We start from the raw sequence: 18,301 nt of genomic DNA on the forward strand, positions 1-18,301 counted from the left end.
TTTCCGTATTGTGTTTCTTTTATTCTATCATTTGTAGAATGGTTATAAATTGCCACTTTTTTCTATAATTAAACCGTAAGAAAGGGCAATCTTTTATTGAGAAAAGATTGCCCTTTTCTTTACTCGAGATATTCTTCTAATGTGAGATGGTTCTCGGTGATGTACTTTGCGTGCTCCACTCCGATATAACGAAGATGCCATGGTTCATATTGATAGCCTGTTATACTTTCGGCTCCCTTAGGATAGCGGACGATGAAGCCGTATTTCCAGGCATTATTTTTCACCCATTTGCCTTCCTTCGTCTCTCCGAAGCTTTCAACTAAGTCATACCCCACGCTTGCACTGGTCACATCCATCGCTAGTCCGGTTTGGTGTTCACTTTGTCCCGGTCTTGCGCTGAACCGGTTGGCTGCCGCTTCTCCGTACTGTCTCTTATAGTAATCAAAAAGTGTTTTCTGGCGCTGGTAGGAACGGTATCCTGATTGTGCATACAGTGTGCTGCCATCTCTTTTCGCAGCTGCAAACATGTTTTCCAGAGCCTTTGCTGGCACGGATCTTAGGTTTTTCTTTTGATCATAACCCGAGAATGGAAACCGGACATTGGGAATGGTCAGGTTCTTTGGAACATAGCTGCTGGATAAGTGCTTCTTTTTGTTCACCAGCATGAGCCATTCACTGTTTCGGTCGAATTGAGGTGCGTGCAGTTTCAGTCCGATAGATGAATCGACGGCTTGATTTCCGCCGAGGACGGTATAATTTTTCACGTTGTTATTTTTAATGAATCTTTTTACTGTGTTGTCGACACTGTTTTGCTTTACAAGAAGGATCGGCTGATTGCGCTTAGCAGCAAGTACTGAGCCTGTCAGACCGTCAGCAAATTTTTCACCGGTGGCTATGAAGGGCCTGCTTGAGCCCGAGAAGAATTTTTCAGCAATCCTCACTGATGTGACATGTCTGTTTCCTCCTGCAACTCGTTCTCCGTTACGGACCTTTTTCAGCAGGCTGTTGGAGAGAACGGCATCCCCTCCGATAAGATAGGTTTTATTGACTTTTTTCAAGAAATTGCTGTTATAGCTGTTTAGTTCGTTTCGATCCGAGAGAATGATGGGAATCTTCTTTTGGGCAGCATAAGGCGCAATGGCAATTGCATCCGGGAATTGGTCGCGATTGACGACAATGGCTGTTCCATGGGATGAGCCCAGTTTATTGGCGATTGCGACCGACGTCCGGATCCTGTCTTTTCCTGCCAAACGTTCGACCTTCAGGTTCATATTTCGAAGCTGGCTTGCCACTTTATCGGAAATCGCATTCGTGCCTCCGACGATCCAGACTTTGGACGCATTGAGGCGTTTGAGTTCCTGTGCTGTTGAACCCTTTAACGAATCACCGGTTGTCAATAAGATGGGACCATTAATCTTGGCAGCGAACGGGGTACTTGAAAGAGCATCCGCGAAATCATCGCCTCTTGCCAGGACGACTTCTTTTGCCCCTGTCTTCCACCCTGCTTTAGATATAATGTTGGCCGTTTCATAACGGCCTGCGCCGCCAAAGCGTTCTTCTCCACTCGCCTCTGCCGCACGAGGCATGAGGCTGATCAACATGAGTAGTGAGATGACTGATACAATAAGTTTCTTCTGTAACACTAGTATTTCTCCCCTTTTTCTTTATTTCTTCCATTCTAGCATTTAAGAGGGATTCCTTTCAGCCATTAACATTTTTTTGAAGAAGTGTTTCTTTTTCGACAGGAATTTAGTATATTTTACTTATGTCTACAAAACTATAAATAACATTAGGTGGGAAAATTAATTGAGAGCAGACAAGCATGAAAAGAAAAAAAGTCGCAAAGGCCTTAAGATATTTGGATTAATTGCGTTGCTTCTTGTGATTGCAGGCGGGGCATATGCCTATTCACTCTATGATTCTATTAACGATACAGCTTCCGAGATGCACGAAAAGATTGATCGTGAGAAATCTGATAGGCGGGAGAAAAAGGTATCCGTAGAACATAAAGAACCTTTTTCCGTATTACTGTTGGGAGTGGATGAGCGTGCGGGAGACAGAGGCCGCTCTGATACGATGATCGTGTTGTCCGTTAATCCGAATGAAAATTCCACGAAGATGGTAAGTATTCCACGTGATACAAGAGTTGACATCATTGGCAGGGGAACCGTGGATAAGATTAACCATGCATACGCTTTTGGCGGAGTCGAGATGGCTATGGATACTGTTGAGAACTTCCTTGATATTCCGATTGATTATTATGCGAAGATCAATATGGAAGGGTTTAAGGATATAGTGAATGCTGTTGGCGGTGTCACTGTTAATAATGATCTTGATTTCAATTATGAAGGTCACCACTTTACAAAGGGTGAATTGACTTTGAACGGTGAGGAAGCTCTTAAATATTCTCGTATGAGATATGAAGACCCTCGCGGAGATTTCGGCCGCCAAGACCGTCAGCGCCAAATCATTCAGGCGGTTATCAAAGAAGGTGCGAGTATTTCTTCTCTTTGGAATTATGGAGATATCTTTAATGCCATTGGGAAAAACGTTAAAACGAATTTGACTTTTGACGAAATGGTCGATATCCAAAAGAACTATAAAAACGCTACTGGTGATATCGAACAAAGCCAGATTGCCGGAAGCGGTACAACCATTGATGGAATTTACTATTTCATGGTTCCACAAGAAGAACAGACAGCTGTTCAGCAGACGTTGAAGGATCATTTGGAGATTTAAAGGAAAGAGCAACAGCAAGGGGACGGTTCTTGTGCTGCGAAGTGCAGCACGAGAACCGTCCCCTTGTTTTCCCTTGTTTTTATTCTCCGCCGTACTGATACTGCCCTGTATGTTTGTTTACTTTCAAGTAGACCCAACCGTCGCGCCCATAATCGGCTCCGATGTAATAGTAATCTTCGGTGTCCTTTTCCGGATAATGAACAGGTGCTTTTTCGCCATCTACCATAATTTCAATGATCTTCAAAGCTTCCTCTACGGTAAGAGGGAATGTCAGCTCCACGTAATCTGAATCGACTATTCCTTTTCCGTGTTTTACAGTATAAGTTTGCGAGTAGCCGCGTTCAGTTACTTTGTAAGTGAATGTATCGGATGTAACATCCATCACCTCTATCGTTTGGCTCCTACGATCCTCAGCTAAAGTGGCATATAGGAAATCGATGTTTCTCTTAGCCCCTTCCACAGCAGGATATTCGACCATCAGGTGTTTTTTTCCGGTTACATTGGACTCAACATAAAGCCCGGTCTCATCTTCAAAATAACTAATAGAACCCGGTTCGTCGCGCCCACTCCAGAGGAACCATAGATAGTAGGACCCATCTTCAACAGATTTGTAGTCGATCATATCATACTTGAGAGATGATTCTTCCCTCTCGAAGATGGAGACTCTCTCCTGACTCGGGAAGTAGGAAGTAAAGGTTGATTGCTCATTATCAATCAAATATTTCAACTTCCTGGCTACTGAATCACCGACTGCCCCTGTTCCGCCAAAGATCGTCAGTTTCTCCACCTTTTGAGATTCCAAGAGGCTGTCTGCGTGATCTGGGACACTTTCCGGTTGTACCAGCATGATTGCTGTTTTATTCTTCGCTGCCAGTACGGATCCTGTTAATGCATCGGCAAAGTCTTCTCCTGTACTGATATAAAGGTGACTATTTTCTTCATATTTACTTTGAATGAGATTTGCCGAGGTTTGATAGCGGTCCTTCCCTGAAATTCTTTCCGGGTTGGGAAGGGTATCTTCTACCTCTTTACTGATTGCATCCGTTCCACCCACTAACAGGGTCGACTTATACTCAGACACATGTTCCTCCACTTCGGCTGGAAGAGCTTTGGGGTCTGTCAGAAGTATAGGATATCCTTTTTCTGCTGCAAACGGAGCTGCTGACAAAGCATCTGGAAAATCCCTGCCTGTCACAATGACTGCCTTCTCTTTTGAGCTCCCCAGAAATTCAGCTATCTTGACTGAGGTTGAATAGCGGTCGCTCCCGGATATTCTTTGAGTTGCTATCCCCATCTTTTCGATTTCTTTTTTAATGCTCGTGCCAATTGCCTGCTCTCCTCCGAGTAGAATGACCATTGACGGTTCCAGTCTCTTAATCTCTTTTTTAGCAAAGTAGTGTAATTCGTCAGGTGAAGTCAATAGAAGGGGCGCATCTTGATCTTTTGCCAGCGGTACACCCGATAGAGCATCCGGATAGGAATCACCTCGGGCCAACACGACAATATCGGCTTCCTTCCAGCCTTCCTTCGAAATCATTGCTGCCGTTTCATACCTGCTGTTTCCAGATAACCTGGAAACCGTTTCATCTGCACTTGCTTCTCCGATACACATAATGCTTAGAAAAGTGATAAATAGTAACGCCGACAGTTTTTTCATCTTGCACTCCCTTTGATTCCCTTTTTATAACTTTAAAGGGTTATTTTTACACAATCTTTATTTTAACAAAAATTGGTTTTTTAGTCTATTTATTTACTCATTTACAGATGGTTTTTTGTAAGCGCTTTATATATTTATACTATAATAGGAAGAAACTCGGTTAAGTGTGGTTTTACTCGGTTCCACTTTATCTTCATAAGACATGGAATCAGAGGGTGTACGAGCTGTTGATTCATCTGGTACGTGTGTAAGGAATCAGAGCTCCGCCAGGATTTTTTTGAAACAAGTAGTGCCGAAGGCTTTGATTTTGGTAAAATCTATGATGAAAAGAGGGGATACGAAGATGTCTATTATCGAAAGGATTCTTACTGCCATACTCAGTTCCATCATGCTGGCATGGATCATTGAGCCAGATTCAGTTTACTTTTCATCCGTCATCATGGTCTCACTGCCTGTCTTTCTTCTAGGAGGAACACTATTTTCCCTTTTGGCGGACTACCTATTGAAGAAGATGCCAAGTCTAACTTCATTTCTTTATTACTTCTTGAGCGTGATTATTTACGGATTTGGAGGATTATTGATCGTAACAGTACTTTCACTCCTTCTGGATACGGGCCAAGGATCAGGCTCAACAGAATTTACATATTTGTTGATCATCAGTGGCCTTCCTGGATTGATTTATTTTCATATTCACCTAATCTTAGATGCTGTCCTTTCACGGGCAGGTACCTTTTTCGCTTGTATTGTATTTTCAGCTGTTTATGTTATAGCCTCTTTTATCATATCTGAAATAGCTGGACAAGCTATGGTCACTTCTTTGAGTTTTGTGCTTGTGATGGGGGTCTTATTTGGAGCTCGCAGGGAGATGCGGGTGAGGGTTTGACTCGATTGAGAGCGGCAAGGGGACGGTTGTCGTGCTGCAAGTACAGCAAGACAACAGTCCCCTTGCTTACCGATCAATTCTACTTTTCCAGGCGTTTAATTTTCTCTTTAATGAAAGTACTATATTTTTCATCCTGCTGCAGTTCAAAGACAATCAATGCTTTCTTCATGTATTGAATTCCTGTCGTTATATCCCCCAACAATTCGTAGTTGTATCCCAGGTGGTAGTGAAGTTCTCCAAGGAAATAAAGATTATCTTTTTCGATACACCAGTTGATACCCGCTCTACAATACTTGCTGGACTCTTCGTATTCTTTAAATCTTGTTAAAGTGCGGGCAAGGTTATAGAACAATCGGGTCTTGATTGTGTAATCGGTTAAGTAGGGAATAGTGTTTATATATTGTTGTATGTTCTTATAAACTTGGAGTGCTTCATCAAGGTGATCTTCCTCAAAGTGAATTGCCCCCATAGTAAGCATGATTTCTATTTCTCTTTCCGACCAATACTTATTCGAAATATGGGTTAATTGAACAGCGGCTGAGAGCGTCTCGAGGGCTGTATTTGTATCCTTATCCAGCTCATATTGATAAATGCCTTTATGCCATAACAATAATTGCAGATTTTTTTTATTTTGAGTAAAAAGTGGATTATGGACTTCCGTTTCGACGACCTGTTTCATTTCTCCATAATTTAAATTTCTACGAGAAAGAACCAGCTGCCTTTTTACCTCCTGCACATAATCAAGCCTTGGCGTCATACCAATATCAAAGAAGTGATTGACATCAACCCCCAGCTTTTGTGAAATAAGATATAGGGTAGAGGCATAGGGATAGACGTCCCCTTTTTCGATTTTACTGATTTGCGCTTGGGTACATATTCCCTCTGAGAGCTCCTCTTGAGATAACCCTATATTTCTTCTTAGCTCTCTTATTTTTTTACCTACGGCTGAAAAATCCATTGTTATCTCCCCTAAATATTCCTAAAGTTATATTTTTAAAGAAAAACGTCTATATAGTTCAAAATTATAGCGAAAAAGCGTCTAAAAGACCTATCACGGCAAATGCAGAACTTTCTTAGTTATGGTTTAATATGAGTAACAGATATTCTTACAGAATTATCTAATTAAATCACAAGGAGGATTTACCTATGAAGAAAAAAATCATGGTCGTGCTTGCTGCTTCATTCCTACTGTTCGGTGCCGGTGTTATGGGAAGTGCTTCAGCAGAAGAAACTCCTCGTACAGCAGAACTACCAACAGTATATTAATTAACAAAATTACTTACCCGCAGAGCGCTTTCTTAATGAAAGTGCTCTTTTTTCTATTATAAAGCACTTATCAATGTGACGCATATTCTTTCATGAATATTTAGTAGAAGTGTTGCTGGACCTTGCTTGCTGATGTTTAAATTTCACAAATAGATACTGTGAAAAATCAGTTGTTGATAGTTTATATTTCAGCTCTCCATTTCACATCCTCTCACTTAAAGGTATTTAATACTCATCCATAGAATATTCACATGTCAGGATATCGCAGTCGTCACACTCCTTTGAATTTCCTCTCGGGACAATGTGCCCCTCCCTTCTAGAGATCCCTGACCAATCTTTTAAATGGCGCTGCCCAACTATCAGGAGGGCGGGGATATGGATGTGTCTGTTAATGAATACAAACTCACAATCTACTTAGATAAAGATACTTTATATCCTGAAAAAACGGTTGTCTTTTCGAGTTTCAATGTCTCCACTTTTGAAACTTCCTTTATTCTTCACTGCGATTTAAGCAGCAAGGAATCCACCTTCAATGAAATTGGGAAGATTGAAATTTCTTCAGAAGCTGTTCAGTAAAAAGCAGAAGGGTTAATGGGTTCAATTTGAATTCAGAAACCCTTATTTTCTATTATTTAACAGAAACCCCTATAGTAAAATATGCTAAAATAGTATCATACTTACATACTGCAAGGAGGAAAATGTGTGATGCATTTTAGAATGAAAGCTTCTATTATCTTAGTATTTGGACTCATTCTTTCCGTTTTGTTTGCCAATGGGGCTTTGGCCCTTGAACGGACAAGCGGTAAGAATCGATATGAAACAGCTGTGGAGATTTCTCAGCTTGGCTGGGACAAAGCAGAGACGGTTGTACTTGCGACAGGAAGAGATTTTCCGGACTCGTTGGCAGGCGGACCGCTGGCTTATAAATACGATGCACCGATTCTTTTGACGGATCCTGCTGCACTTTCCAATGTAACAAAAGATGAGATTGTTAGATTAAAAGCAAAGAAGGTCATTATTCTAGGAGGAAAGAGTGCGGTTTCTCTCACTATCGAGAAGGAATTGAAGGCTTTAGGGGTTTCTTTTAAAAGAATCAGCGGGTCTGACCGCTTTGCCACGGCTGCTCGAATCTCGGCAGAACTGCCTTCCAGCCAGGTTATGGTCGTGAACGGCCGGAACTTCCCGGATGCGCTTTCGGTTTCTTCCTATGCTGCGATCAGCCAGACTCCTATCCTATTGACCGAAAAAGACAGCGTTCCTGCTGCTACTCTGGATGCCATGGATAATTTCGGCGCGGCGCTCGCTATCGGCGGAAAAGGCGTCATCTCTGATAAGGCGCTCGGAAAGCTTCCCTACGCAACCCGATTTGGAGGACAGGACCGCTTTGACACCAATTACATGAGTGTAAGAAGCTTGCAGACTTTTGAAGGGTGGAGCGGCAAAGCAGTCGTTGCGACAGGAAGAAATTTTGCTGATGCTCTATCTGGCTCTGTCTATGCTGCTAAAAATAACGCACCCATCATTCTTGTTGAGCAGGAGAAGGTCCCTTCACAGGTTGCTCCTTTGCTTGAGAATTTCAATGACTTTACGATACTAGGCGGGAAAGCAGCAATCAGTGACAGTGTCGTGAAAACCATCAGCACTTACCACAACCCGTTTCCTGATGTTTCGGACAAAAACAATCTTATATTCAGCAAGATCGGAGAACCGGCTGTTTCTCCAAGCAATGGGATGACCGTTACCGTCGAGAAAATTGAGGTGGTTCCAATGGACTGGTATGAGGAATTCCGAGTCACCTTTACTCAGACAAATAACACCGAAAATGCCATTGAAGAATCGCCATTTAGGCTTTACTATTCAGACACATTACCAGAATACCAATATGATAATTATAAAACGATCCAGCCTGGGGAAAGCCTGCAAAAAACTGCCGCCTTTTTTGCAGATAAACAAAAAACACCCGTTCTCCTTGAATACCGTGATCATTCCTTTCAAGAGGAAGTTCCCGCTAAAGATACTTTAAAGTGGGTAGTGGAGTAGGCGGCGCGGTGGGACAGGTCCCTTGTCCCACCCTCTCCATAGAGAGAAGGAGAAAATGAACTATGAGATTATTTCCTAAAAAGTTTCCTAACGATGAAGATGGACAAGTGTTAAAAATGCTTTATAAACAAGGTGTTGATTTTAACAAGCCGCAGATTGTGGATTTTTTCATCGGGATTCCAGACAGCGAAAGCGGTAATGCCCTTTCAACAGCACTTCGTAATGATGGGTTCTCCTGCGAATTAGAACAGGATGAGGAAACGAAAGAGTGGACTCTTTATTGTTATGTGGAAATGCTTTTGATTCACGAAGAAATTGTGAATGTGCAAAGGCGGCTGGATGAGTTGAGTGAGCCTTTCGGCGGCTATACGGATGGCTGGGGCGTAATGGTTGATTGATACGGCTGTGTCTCAAGTCGTAATGGAATAAATGGAAGCAGGACAGTTACCATGTCCTGCTTTTTTGAATTTTCTGGTTTTTATGTTTTTATTTAGGGTATTAAAATAAGGACTAATAGCCTATCTAAAGTGAGGAACCGATTATGCGCTGGTATTTTAAAGTCTTGAAGAGCTTTATGAATTTTAGCGGGAGATCCAGGCGGAAAGAATTCTGGTTATTTCTTCTGATTAATTTTATCTAAAAAATGGCGAGAAAACTCCCTCTTCAAGCGTGTGAAGGGCATAGCCCAACGGTAAGGGGGAGATGAATCGCCTGCCTTTTGGTCTCTACTAAAAAAACTTCGAAAGAAACATATGTTCCCATGGTGCCATCTTTCTTGGTATAATTACTACAAGGAGGTGAAACCATTTGAATGTTAAAAAAACCTTTAAATTCAGGATCTATCCAAATCACGAACAGATTGAATTAATCAATAAAACGTTCGGTTGTTCCCGGTTCATCTACAACTATTTTGTCGGGAAACAAAAGAACAAAGACGCTTATTGGTCTATCGTAAATGAAATGGTACAGAATGGGCAGCTTTCACAGAACAATTGGAAAAGCGTATTTTTCAACAAGAACCAATCCATTAAAGCTGTTCGAGAGCTCAAGAAGACCTATTCATTCTTGAAAGAAGTCGATAGTATTGCCCTTCAGAAATCAGTTGAAATCGTTCATGATTCCTACACACGGTATTACAAGAAACAAAATCGTTTACCTCGCTTCAAATCGAAGAAGAACCCCGTTCAATCCTATACCACAAAGTTTGTGAACGGGAATATACAAGTGAAAGATAAACACATCAAATTGCCAAAACTCGGCCTGGTTCGGTTTGCCAAGAGTCGTGAGGTGGAAGGCCGAATAATGAACGCCACCATTAGACGAAACCCTTCAGGTAAGTTCTTCGTTTCGATTTTGGCTGAATCAGAAGTTCAACCCTATAAGAAAACTGGCACCTCTGTCGGAATCGACGTAGGTTTGAAGGATTTCGCAACTCTTTCAGATGGCACAATTTATAAAAACCCCCGCTTTTTCCGTACACTAGAAAAGAAAATAAGTAATGCCCAACGCATTCTTTCTAGGAGGCAATTAGGTTCTTCGAATTGGAATAAACAAAAAAAGAAAGTTGCCCGGCTGCACGAAAAAATCGCTAATGCAAGAAAAGATATGTTGGATAAAATCTCTACCGAAATAGTCAAAAACCACGATATTATCGGCATTGAAGATTTGTCTGTCAAAAACATGTTAAAAAACAAAGACCTTTCAAAAGGAATCAGCGAAGTAAGCTGGGCCCAATTCAGGTCTATGTTGAAATACAAATCATTATGGTACGGTAAACAGGTGGTAGCCGCAGCGAAAAATTTCCCTTCCAGCCAGCTATGTTCTGTATGTAATCATAAGTATAAAGCCGTTAAAGATCTTGCGTTGCGTGAATGGACGTGTCCAAACTGTAAAAGCACCCATCAAAGGGATCTGAACGCAAGTATAAATCTTCGCAATGAAGCATTGCGATTAACCGCAGGGACTGCGGAGTTAGCCTAATTAAAAACGAACCGATAGGTTTGTGTTCTTAGGAATCCCCCACTTCAAGCGACCTGTAAGGGCGATAAGTGGTGGGTAGTTCAACATTAACTGTTTGCTTATCGCGGTAGAGTTGATGTTCAGTATAGTGGACGATTGGCTCGCAGAATTGTATTACTTACTCATCACCCTGCCTGCTGTAGCAGTGATTGTGCGACGCTTCCATGATATCGGGAGAAGCGGGTGGATGGCTCTGATCCTCATCATACCTTTCATCGGGCAAATCATGCTGCTATTTTTCATGACAAACGACAGCGAGAAAGGCACTAACCAATGGGGACCTAACCCAAAACACCAGGAGGCCGTCGAAAGTTCAGTGTCTCATTAGATAGATTATATGCCATTAAGCTGTCAGGTTAATTTTCAAGCGTCCCACCGTAAGCACTGCCCCTTTTACGCCTTCACTTCACATAAAATTCGTTACCTTACTTCACAGAAATCATATACCAACAGAACACACAATCCAGCAGATGAGGAGGTTTGTCGATGTTTACCACTGTCCCCAGCCATACTGAGAAAGTGGATAAAGGATTCGCGTTCAATTATTTCAAGCTCAGTTACAGAAGGAAGATGATTCGTACCATTTGGGTGACCTTGTGGAATCCTGTAATTTTCATTCTATTAAGATATGTACTTGACTACGGCTTTTATTTTTCTTTGATTATCACCCTTATCAGTGTAGTGGGGAATTCTATTCAAATTTATTATACGTATTATATGTGGAATAAGTATGAGAGGGGCAAGGGGGATTAGGTGGAAGCTGGATGTAAAATGGCTCCTTTTGAGGAGCCATTTTTACTTTGCAATTTACATAGGAAGTTCAATAAGTACCGTCCTCTTCCGTTTCAAACGGCACCTCATCCATTTTCGTTAAGCTGCCAGTTTCTATGCTCTCCGGCAAAATGTTCTGCTTTGAGAATTCATTTCGGGATACCAGGTAGTAATCACTTCCATCAACATAATAGACCCGGGTTTCCTTCATACTGCCGAATTGATTTTCAGAAAAGACATGCGCTACCTGATAAAATCCATCTTCTTTGAACTGCACTTTGTAGTTGTGCTCCTCTTTTTCTTCTTTATAGAGTTCTTGGGTGTTTTTATCTGACACGGCCAGCTGCCGATCACTATGTTCACTGAGTACTTTCGGTTCTTCCGTTAAAGGGCTATGTACTAAAGATACCGACAACATAATAGACATGTATTGATGCATCCTTTGCCTCCTTTTGTACCCGGGAGGTGCTTGACGTTCCACTTAACCCAGGATATTCTTTACCCTTTACCCAGCGTAATTTCCAGGAAACTGGGATTATTGAAACGTGCCGGATGTCCCGTTTGAGGAGAACTGGGACAAGGAAGCTGTCCCTCCGTCCCATTTTTTCCGTATTTTAGGATATAATTGGATTATGTTATATGGAAAGCGGGTGCAATATGACTTTAGAAAAAAAGGTAGAAGAATTGGAAACAAGAGTTATAGAATTAGAGCGGCAAATTGACGTTTTGAAGCTAAAGACTTCTTCCCATTCAGCAGCCAGTAAGCCCTTTAACCGCATAGACTCTAAACCGAAAATCGAGAAACAAGATCAGAAACCTTTGATACAGACTGAAAAAAAGGCCGCAGACCCTGTTGGCCTCAAAAATGAAGATACTGCCGTGGATTATGAAAAACTGATTGGCCAGGTCTGGCTGCCAAGGGTGTTCATTCTGGTGCTCATACTTGGGGTTTTATGGGGCTATAAAGCAATGGTGGATATCGGCTTGATCACTGAGCCGATCAGGATCCTGCTCGGGTATGCATTAGCCGGCTTTTTCGTTTGGCTGGGTGAAAGGCAAGTCAAGAAAGGCAGGAACGCCCTAGGACAGATCCTCATAGGGGGGGCGATCCCCATCTTGATCTTGTCAACATTTGCAGGCAACGTCCTTTATGGAATCATCCCTGGATCTCTTGCTTTTATAGTGAACGTAATCTGGGTGATACTGGGCATTTACTTATCTGACAGGCACAATTCCCAGCCGATTGCAGTTCTTTCGTCGATTACCGGATTCCTTGTTCCTTTTTTAATAGAGGGAACCTCAACAAACATACTGCTGTTTACAGGCTATGAAGTGCTGTTTTTTATCGCCCTGCTCTTCTACGCTATGTATAAAAAATATCAATGGCTGTATCTATCCAGTTTCATCCTGCTTCACCCGGCGTTGTTTGTCTACGCCGTTACCCAAGGGGGCGACGTTGAGATAATAGCCCTTGGGATTATCGTTCAGCATGTTTTTCTGTTAGGGATGTTTGTCACGAAAGAAATCTTTCCTGTTTATCAAAGAGCCACCTTGTTTACGAGCTTTGTATTAACTCAAGGATGGGTAGTCATGTGGCTGGATGATTCCGACTATACCCTATTCCTTGTAGTGTCAACTGCTGTTTATCTTGCATTATCATATTGGCAAAGAGGAGCGGATAAACTGCGTACTCTTCTTCCAGTCGCCACCTACTCCCTTGCTTTGCTTCTGGCTGACTTGTTGAACTACGAAGAAGTGGGAGCTCTATTGGTGATTCAAGGGGTCATCGCCTTGTACGCGGGATTAGCGACAAAAGGAAGAATACAGTCCCTGCTGGCTTTACTTCTTTATTTTATCGGACTGACCGCTACTATCACCGACCACATATATCATGTTTTTTCTTATCAAACAGCCGCATGGCTCATTTTGATTCTTTCCGGCTGGGGGTTGAAATTTACCCTGCAAAGAAACCAGGCTTTTTATGAAAGCTTCCTGGATTTTAAGTCGTCAATGCGGATACTATTCGGAGCAGTGGCGGTTCTTATATTGGCCTTTATTACACAATTAGGGCTCGCAGCCACTGAAGGGTATTCTTCTGATATTCAAAGCTTGATCATTTCCGGTCTCTGGGTACTCTACTCCATTATTGGGGTGATTATCGGGGTGCAAAGAGAAGATAAAAAAATCCGCTTGCTGGGGATTGTCCTGATCTTCCTGACTCTTGTAAAAGTTATTTTTATCGACATCGCCTATATTTCCATACTGGTTCGTGCTGTATTATTCATCGCTCTGGGTGGTGTGGGGATTGCCCTTTCCCGTTTTTATTATAAGAAGTCGGAGTAGTAAGGGGGTCCTATTGGGAGAGAATAGTACAAATAGCAGGCTAATTCGGAAATGAATTAGACCTGCTTTATTTGTCATTCTAGAGACCGGTACCCCAGGGAAAGTTAATTGAAGTGGTTTCTAGGAGCTTTTTAGAAACCAGTACCACAGGGAATTTCATTTGAGGTGGTGTCCAAAAGCTTTTTTAGAAACCAGTACCGCAGGGAAATTCAGTTGAAGTGGTGTCTAGGAGCTTTTTAGAGACCAGTACTGCAGGGAATACTCGTTGAAGTGGTGTCTAAAGGCTTTCTAGAGACCAGTACTGCAGGGAAATTCAGTTGAAGTGGTGTCTAAGAGTTTTTTTAGAAACCAGTACCACAGGGAATTTCATTTGAGGTGGTGTCTAAAAGCATTCTAGAGACCAGTACTGCAGGAAAATTCAATTGAAGTGGTGTCTAGGAGCTTTTTAGAGACCAGTACCACAGGGAATACCAGTTGATGTGGTGTCTAGGAGCTTTCTAGAGACCAGTACTGCAGGGAATACTCGTTGAAGTGGTGTCTAGGAGCTTTTTAGAGACCAGTACCGCAGGGGAATTCAGTTGAAGTGGTGTCTAAGAGCATTTTTTGAGACCAGTACCACAGGGAATACCAGTTGATGTGGTGTCTAGGAGCTTTCTAGAGACCTGTACCGCGGGGAAATTCATTTGAAGAGGTGTCTAAGAGCTTTTTAGAGACCAGTACCTCAGGGAAATTCAGTTGAAGTGGTGTCTAGGAGTTTTCTAGAATGGGTGGATTAACGGATCAAGAAGAAATATAACATTAAAACCCAGAGTCATTAGCTCTGGGTTTTACCTGTTATAAATATTTAGGTGTATTTAGGCTTTCCAGTCCATCATTGTTTCAAAAGCTCTTCCCTAGTCGGCATTCCTTCTTGGGCTCCCACTACCATTACAGATTTCGTGGCCGCTTCACATGCGACGATGCAAGCTTCCTTAAGACTGGATCCTTCATCCAGCTCGGCAGCCAGTGCGCCATTAAAGGTGTCTCCGGCACCAGTTGTGTCAACGGCGCTCACTTTTTTAGCAGGTATCTCTACTTTCTTTTCGCCGAGGTAAAGCACAACCCCATCCCTGCCTTTGGTAATAATGAGTTTTTGATATAGCTGGTCGGAGTGGGCAGCGTTTTCTTGTACTAACTGGTCTGCTTCTATTTCATTAGGTGTTAGGTAATGGACCTTTTTGATCCATTGCCAGGGAATGCTGCTGTAGGGCGCAGGGTTAAGGATTATTTTCACTCCATTGGAATGAGCTATGTCTATGGCCTTTTTTACACTTTCCAAGGGAAGTTCCAGTTGAAGGAGCAGCCACTCACTTTTACAGATTGTTTCCTTATGTTCTTCCACTACCTGTGGAGTGATATGGGAATTGGCTCCCGGTACTACAATGATTTTATTTTCGCTATCGTGAACGGTGATGGCGGCGATTCCGGTTTGTTCTCCGTTTATCACTTTGATGAGTTCTGTACGGATACCCTCTTTTTCCAGATGCTTTATATACTCTTTTCCATAAACATCGTCACCGACTGCTCCGATCATTTGAACTTTTGCTCCTAATCGTGCAGCAGCCACTGCCTGGTTGGCTCCCTTCCCGCCAAAGCTGGTATGAAACCGGTCACCGATGACCGTCTCCCCCCATGCGGAATCCTTCCCCGTAATGGTCACCAAATCCATATTGATACTTCCAATAACCGTTATCATTCATCTCCACCCTCTTTCCTCTTTCCTCTTTCCTCTTTTATTATCTCGTAAAGAAAAATTGAAGTAAATTCATGGCGATTTGATTTTTAAGGATATAGGAGTTTTCTCTACTCGAACGTTATTTTTAAAACACTAAAAAGCCATTTTCTTAGGTTGAAAACGGCTTTTTAGCGATTCGTCAGTCAATTTCCAAAATCGTATGATGTGGATACCCGGGAATACTAGAGAGAAAGCGCGCTTTCCTGAAAGGGAAAAAACCATGAATTTTGAGGAGATTGCGGTCCAATATGAGCCGATGATTTACAAAGTGATGAACACTCTTCACGTTTATAAAAACGAGGATGAATTTTACCAAATTGGATTGATTGCCCTTTGGGAGGCAGCAACGCGATTCAACGAAGAAAAAGGTCACTTTTCAAGCTATGCCTACTCTTACATTAGGGGACGATTTCTCGATGAAATGAAGAGAAGCATTCTAAATGAAGAACGTCACAGCTCACCTAAGGAAGTGTATTGGGAATATATCGAGGATCCCAATGAGGATGTGCCTCTGGAAGCTGAGCTGCTGCTGTCGTACTGTCATGAGTTGAACGATAATCAAACCAAATGGGTGGTTTATACTTGCCTGGATGGGCTTAGCATAAAAGAGATTGCACAGGTGGAAAACGTGTCTCCTTCTGCCGTGAAAAAATGGCGGTCCGGAGCTAAAGAAAAGATCAGAAAAGACCTGCAAAATTTGTATTAATTTTTTCCCGGTTGATGCGCTGGGAATGTAAGCGCAACCACCCACTTTTGTTCCCAGAACCCCCCTTGTATCCGCTTTTAGCCAGGCGTATAATGAATTCTTGATTATACAAGTAACCATTCAACCAACCAATACATAAGGGGGATTTCTTCTTTTTATGAAGAAACAAAACTGGCTGTCCATTCAATTCTTTGCAATCTTTTTCACCTGGGGCATTTTCGTACCATACTGGACTGCATGGCTTGTCGAAAGCAAAGGCTTTTCCATTGCCACAGCCTCTTCACTGATCGCTGCCGGCATGATTGCCCGTTCGTTTTCCAGCTTTTATTTATTCCCAACTTTGAGCCAGAGATTTCCGCTTGGAAAACTCGCCCGCATCATTGTGATCGGGTCAGGCCTGTCACTATTATTATTCTTTCCATTAAGTTCATATATCGGGATGCTGGCCTGCATGGTGATTTTCAGCCTGGTCTATCCTATGGTAATGCCGCTTGTTGAAAGCATGGCGGCGGTCATGATGAAAAAAGATAAAATCGATTATGGAAAAAGCAGATCGTGGGGCTCGATCGGCTACACTGCTGCACTTCTTCTGGCAGGTGTGGTTACCTCGATTTTCAGTGAAGGTGCCGTCATCTATATGCTGTTCGCGGGGATTATCATTATCCTGATCTCTTCCTTACAGAAACTTCCGGAATCCATGAGTGCGCCTCGTGGACAGGAACGGATGTCGTACCGCAATTTAATCAAGTCCAAAAAGTTCGTCCTGGCTATGGGAATCGTCGTTTTCTTAATGGGAACTCACGCCGCATACTACAATTATGGCGTGTTGTACCTGAAAGAACTGGGCGTCAGCAACCTTTATATCGGGGTCCTGCTCAATGTGGCGATTATCTCTGAAATTCTTTTCTTTGCCCTATCTGATAAGTTCTTAAAAGGCCGATCCATTTCCATTATGTTCATGGTTGCCGGCTCGGCAGCTGTCCTGAGATGGACGATGCTGTTTCTATTCCCGAGCGTGTCTGTGTTCATTGCGACACAGCTGCTTCACGCCTTCACTTTCGGGCTTACACACTATGCCTTTATGAGACTCATCTATGAAGAGCTGGAAAGCAAGGATGTTCCGGCCGCACAGGGTGTTTACACAGCACTGGGTACAGGCTTGAGCACCGCTGTCCTGACCTTCATCGGCGGCTTTCTGTATGACTACGCACCAGGCTATGCCTTCCTGGGAATGGCGGTCGTTGTCATCCCGGCGATTGTGCTTGGCGGGTATATGTATACTAAATATGAAAAAGCCTTTGTTGTACGCAAGGCGTTAGGTTAGATTAATGTTGGAGCATTGAACTGGTTATGCGGTTCAGTGCTCTTTTCTTTTTCCCCGGGGATTCTTTGCTCAAACCTGTTTTGTTGAAATTTTATTAACGGGTTTGCGTTTTTAGGAGGGAGTTCTCTGTATCGACGAAGTTTGCTGCTCTATCGACGAAACGGCTGGGTCTATCAACGAATTCTCCTCTTCTATGAACGAATTGCAGAAATGAGTGCAGATTTTCCGTGACTATAGAGTTGGTGAGACTCTTTCTGTCAGCCAGTTTGGGCGTTCTGTCAAGAAGTTTTAACGACGGTTATGTGTGTTCTACAACGAAATTTTGTACTCTATAGACGAAACTTGCTGCTCTATCGACGAAACGACGACCTAGTGCCTGAGTTTTTTTCTGTATACTAAACAGCTCGTGCTTTCTATCAACCGGTTTCCGTGTTCTATCAACCAGTTCGAGTGTTCTATCAACCACTTTTGCCGCTCTATCTGAATGTAGTATAAAAAGTGGACATAGGTAGTGGCGTATGTTTAAATCATTACTAACTTTAAAAAGGACGTGTTTTAAATGGCTAAAAATCAACGGACCTATGCTCCTGAGTTTAGAGAATATGTCGCCAAGCTTATCGTTCAGGATGGCCGTAAGTTGGTGGATGTAAGCAATGAACTAGATATTCCCTACAATACCCTTCAAAAATGGGTAGGGGGCTATCGAAAAAGACTAAGAGACGCTGAAAAGGCTACCTAGGATCAATTACTATCTGCCTCTGAATATCGAAAATTATATG

The 18,301-nt window shown here is 42.5% G+C and carries 17 protein-coding genes; 12 read left to right on the forward strand and 5 right to left on the reverse strand.

Annotated features, from left to right (window positions below):
- Positions 1–119: 119 nt before the first annotated feature.
- A complete protein-coding gene (locus FZC78_RS07815; protein WP_148939097.1) occupies positions 120–1,643 on the reverse strand; it encodes a cell wall-binding repeat-containing protein in 1,524 nt (507 codons plus the stop codon).
- Between the two features lie 163 nt (positions 1,644–1,806).
- Between FZC78_RS07815 and tagU the strand changes: the two genes are divergently transcribed.
- Positions 1,807–2,739, forward strand: coding sequence for a polyisoprenyl-teichoic acid--peptidoglycan teichoic acid transferase TagU (tagU, locus tag FZC78_RS07820; RefSeq protein ID WP_148939098.1), 933 nt, complete (start codon positions 1,807–1,809; stop codon positions 2,737–2,739).
- Positions 2,740–2,818: 79 nt separating this feature from the next.
- On the opposite strand, the gene FZC78_RS07825 is transcribed toward tagU, so the two are convergent.
- The gene (locus FZC78_RS07825; RefSeq protein ID WP_148939100.1) at positions 2,819–4,396 is read right to left on the reverse strand and encodes a cell wall-binding repeat-containing protein; all 1,578 of its coding nucleotides are present in this window, start codon (positions 4,394–4,396) and stop codon (positions 2,819–2,821) included.
- A gap of 343 nt (positions 4,397–4,739) precedes the next feature.
- On the opposite strand from FZC78_RS07825, the gene FZC78_RS07830 reads away from it, so the two are divergent.
- Positions 4,740–5,279, forward strand: a complete 540-nt coding sequence (locus tag FZC78_RS07830) for a hypothetical protein (RefSeq protein WP_148939102.1) — start codon at positions 4,740–4,742, stop codon at positions 5,277–5,279.
- A 79-nt stretch (positions 5,280–5,358) separates the two neighbouring features.
- On the opposite strand, the gene FZC78_RS07835 is transcribed toward FZC78_RS07830, so the two are convergent.
- Positions 5,359–6,237, reverse strand: coding sequence for a helix-turn-helix domain-containing protein (locus FZC78_RS07835; RefSeq protein ID WP_148939104.1), 879 nt, complete (start codon positions 6,235–6,237; stop codon positions 5,359–5,361).
- A 683-nt stretch (positions 6,238–6,920) separates the two neighbouring features.
- On the opposite strand from FZC78_RS07835, the gene FZC78_RS07840 reads away from it, so the two are divergent.
- From FZC78_RS07840 to FZC78_RS07865, 6 genes are all read left to right on the forward strand, one after another.
- A complete protein-coding gene (locus FZC78_RS07840; protein WP_148939106.1) occupies positions 6,921–7,121 on the forward strand; it encodes a DUF6612 family protein in 201 nt (66 codons plus the stop codon).
- Between the two features lie 129 nt (positions 7,122–7,250).
- Positions 7,251–8,585 carry a cell wall-binding repeat-containing protein gene (locus tag FZC78_RS07845; RefSeq protein ID WP_252183571.1) on the forward strand — a complete coding sequence of 445 codons (1,335 nt, stop codon included), beginning with the start codon at positions 7,251–7,253 and terminating at the stop codon, positions 8,583–8,585.
- A gap of 62 nt (positions 8,586–8,647) precedes the next feature.
- Entirely contained in the window at positions 8,648–8,983 is a 336-nt protein-coding gene (locus FZC78_RS07850; protein ID WP_148939109.1) for a ribonuclease E inhibitor RraB, read from the forward strand.
- Positions 8,984–9,392: 409 nt separating this feature from the next.
- Positions 9,393–10,565 (forward strand): IS200/IS605 family element RNA-guided endonuclease TnpB, encoded by a 1,173-nt coding sequence (tnpB, locus tag FZC78_RS07855; RefSeq protein WP_148939110.1) that lies wholly within the window; start codon positions 9,393–9,395, stop codon positions 10,563–10,565.
- A gap of 115 nt (positions 10,566–10,680) precedes the next feature.
- Positions 10,681–10,932, forward strand: coding sequence for a DUF805 domain-containing protein (locus FZC78_RS07860; protein WP_148939111.1), 252 nt, complete (start codon positions 10,681–10,683; stop codon positions 10,930–10,932).
- A 158-nt stretch (positions 10,933–11,090) separates the two neighbouring features.
- Entirely contained in the window at positions 11,091–11,357 is a 267-nt protein-coding gene (locus FZC78_RS07865) for a hypothetical protein (RefSeq protein WP_148939113.1), read from the forward strand.
- Positions 11,358–11,424: 67 nt separating this feature from the next.
- On the opposite strand, the gene FZC78_RS07870 is transcribed toward FZC78_RS07865, so the two are convergent.
- Positions 11,425–11,814, reverse strand: coding sequence for a hypothetical protein (locus FZC78_RS07870; protein WP_148939115.1), 390 nt, complete (start codon positions 11,812–11,814; stop codon positions 11,425–11,427).
- Between the two features lie 218 nt (positions 11,815–12,032).
- Here FZC78_RS07870 and FZC78_RS07875 point away from each other — a divergent pair, with 218 nt between their 5' ends.
- The gene (locus FZC78_RS07875; protein ID WP_187444847.1) at positions 12,033–13,718 is read left to right on the forward strand and encodes a DUF2339 domain-containing protein; all 1,686 of its coding nucleotides are present in this window, start codon (positions 12,033–12,035) and stop codon (positions 13,716–13,718) included.
- A gap of 871 nt (positions 13,719–14,589) precedes the next feature.
- On the opposite strand, the gene rbsK is transcribed toward FZC78_RS07875, so the two are convergent.
- The gene (rbsK, locus tag FZC78_RS07880; protein WP_148939119.1) at positions 14,590–15,453 is read right to left on the reverse strand and encodes a ribokinase; all 864 of its coding nucleotides are present in this window, start codon (positions 15,451–15,453) and stop codon (positions 14,590–14,592) included.
- Between the two features lie 259 nt (positions 15,454–15,712).
- On the opposite strand from rbsK, the gene FZC78_RS07885 reads away from it, so the two are divergent.
- The 3 genes from FZC78_RS07885 (at position 15,713) to FZC78_RS07895 (ending at position 18,261) form a co-directional block, all read left to right on the forward strand.
- Positions 15,713–16,198 (forward strand): sigma-70 family RNA polymerase sigma factor, encoded by a 486-nt coding sequence (locus FZC78_RS07885; protein ID WP_148939120.1) that lies wholly within the window; start codon positions 15,713–15,715, stop codon positions 16,196–16,198.
- 157 nt (positions 16,199–16,355) lie between these two features.
- Positions 16,356–17,522, forward strand: coding sequence for an MFS transporter (locus FZC78_RS07890; protein WP_148939122.1), 1,167 nt, complete (start codon positions 16,356–16,358; stop codon positions 17,520–17,522).
- Positions 17,523–18,081: 559 nt separating this feature from the next.
- Complete coding sequence (locus FZC78_RS07895) at positions 18,082–18,261, forward strand: transposase (RefSeq protein ID WP_148939124.1); 180 nt, start codon at positions 18,082–18,084, stop codon at positions 18,259–18,261.
- Positions 18,262–18,301: the final 40 nt, after the last annotated feature.

It is taken from the genome of Rossellomorea vietnamensis, from assembly GCF_008180415.1.
GTDB lineage: Bacteria > Bacillota > Bacilli > Bacillales > Bacillaceae_B > Rossellomorea > Rossellomorea vietnamensis_C.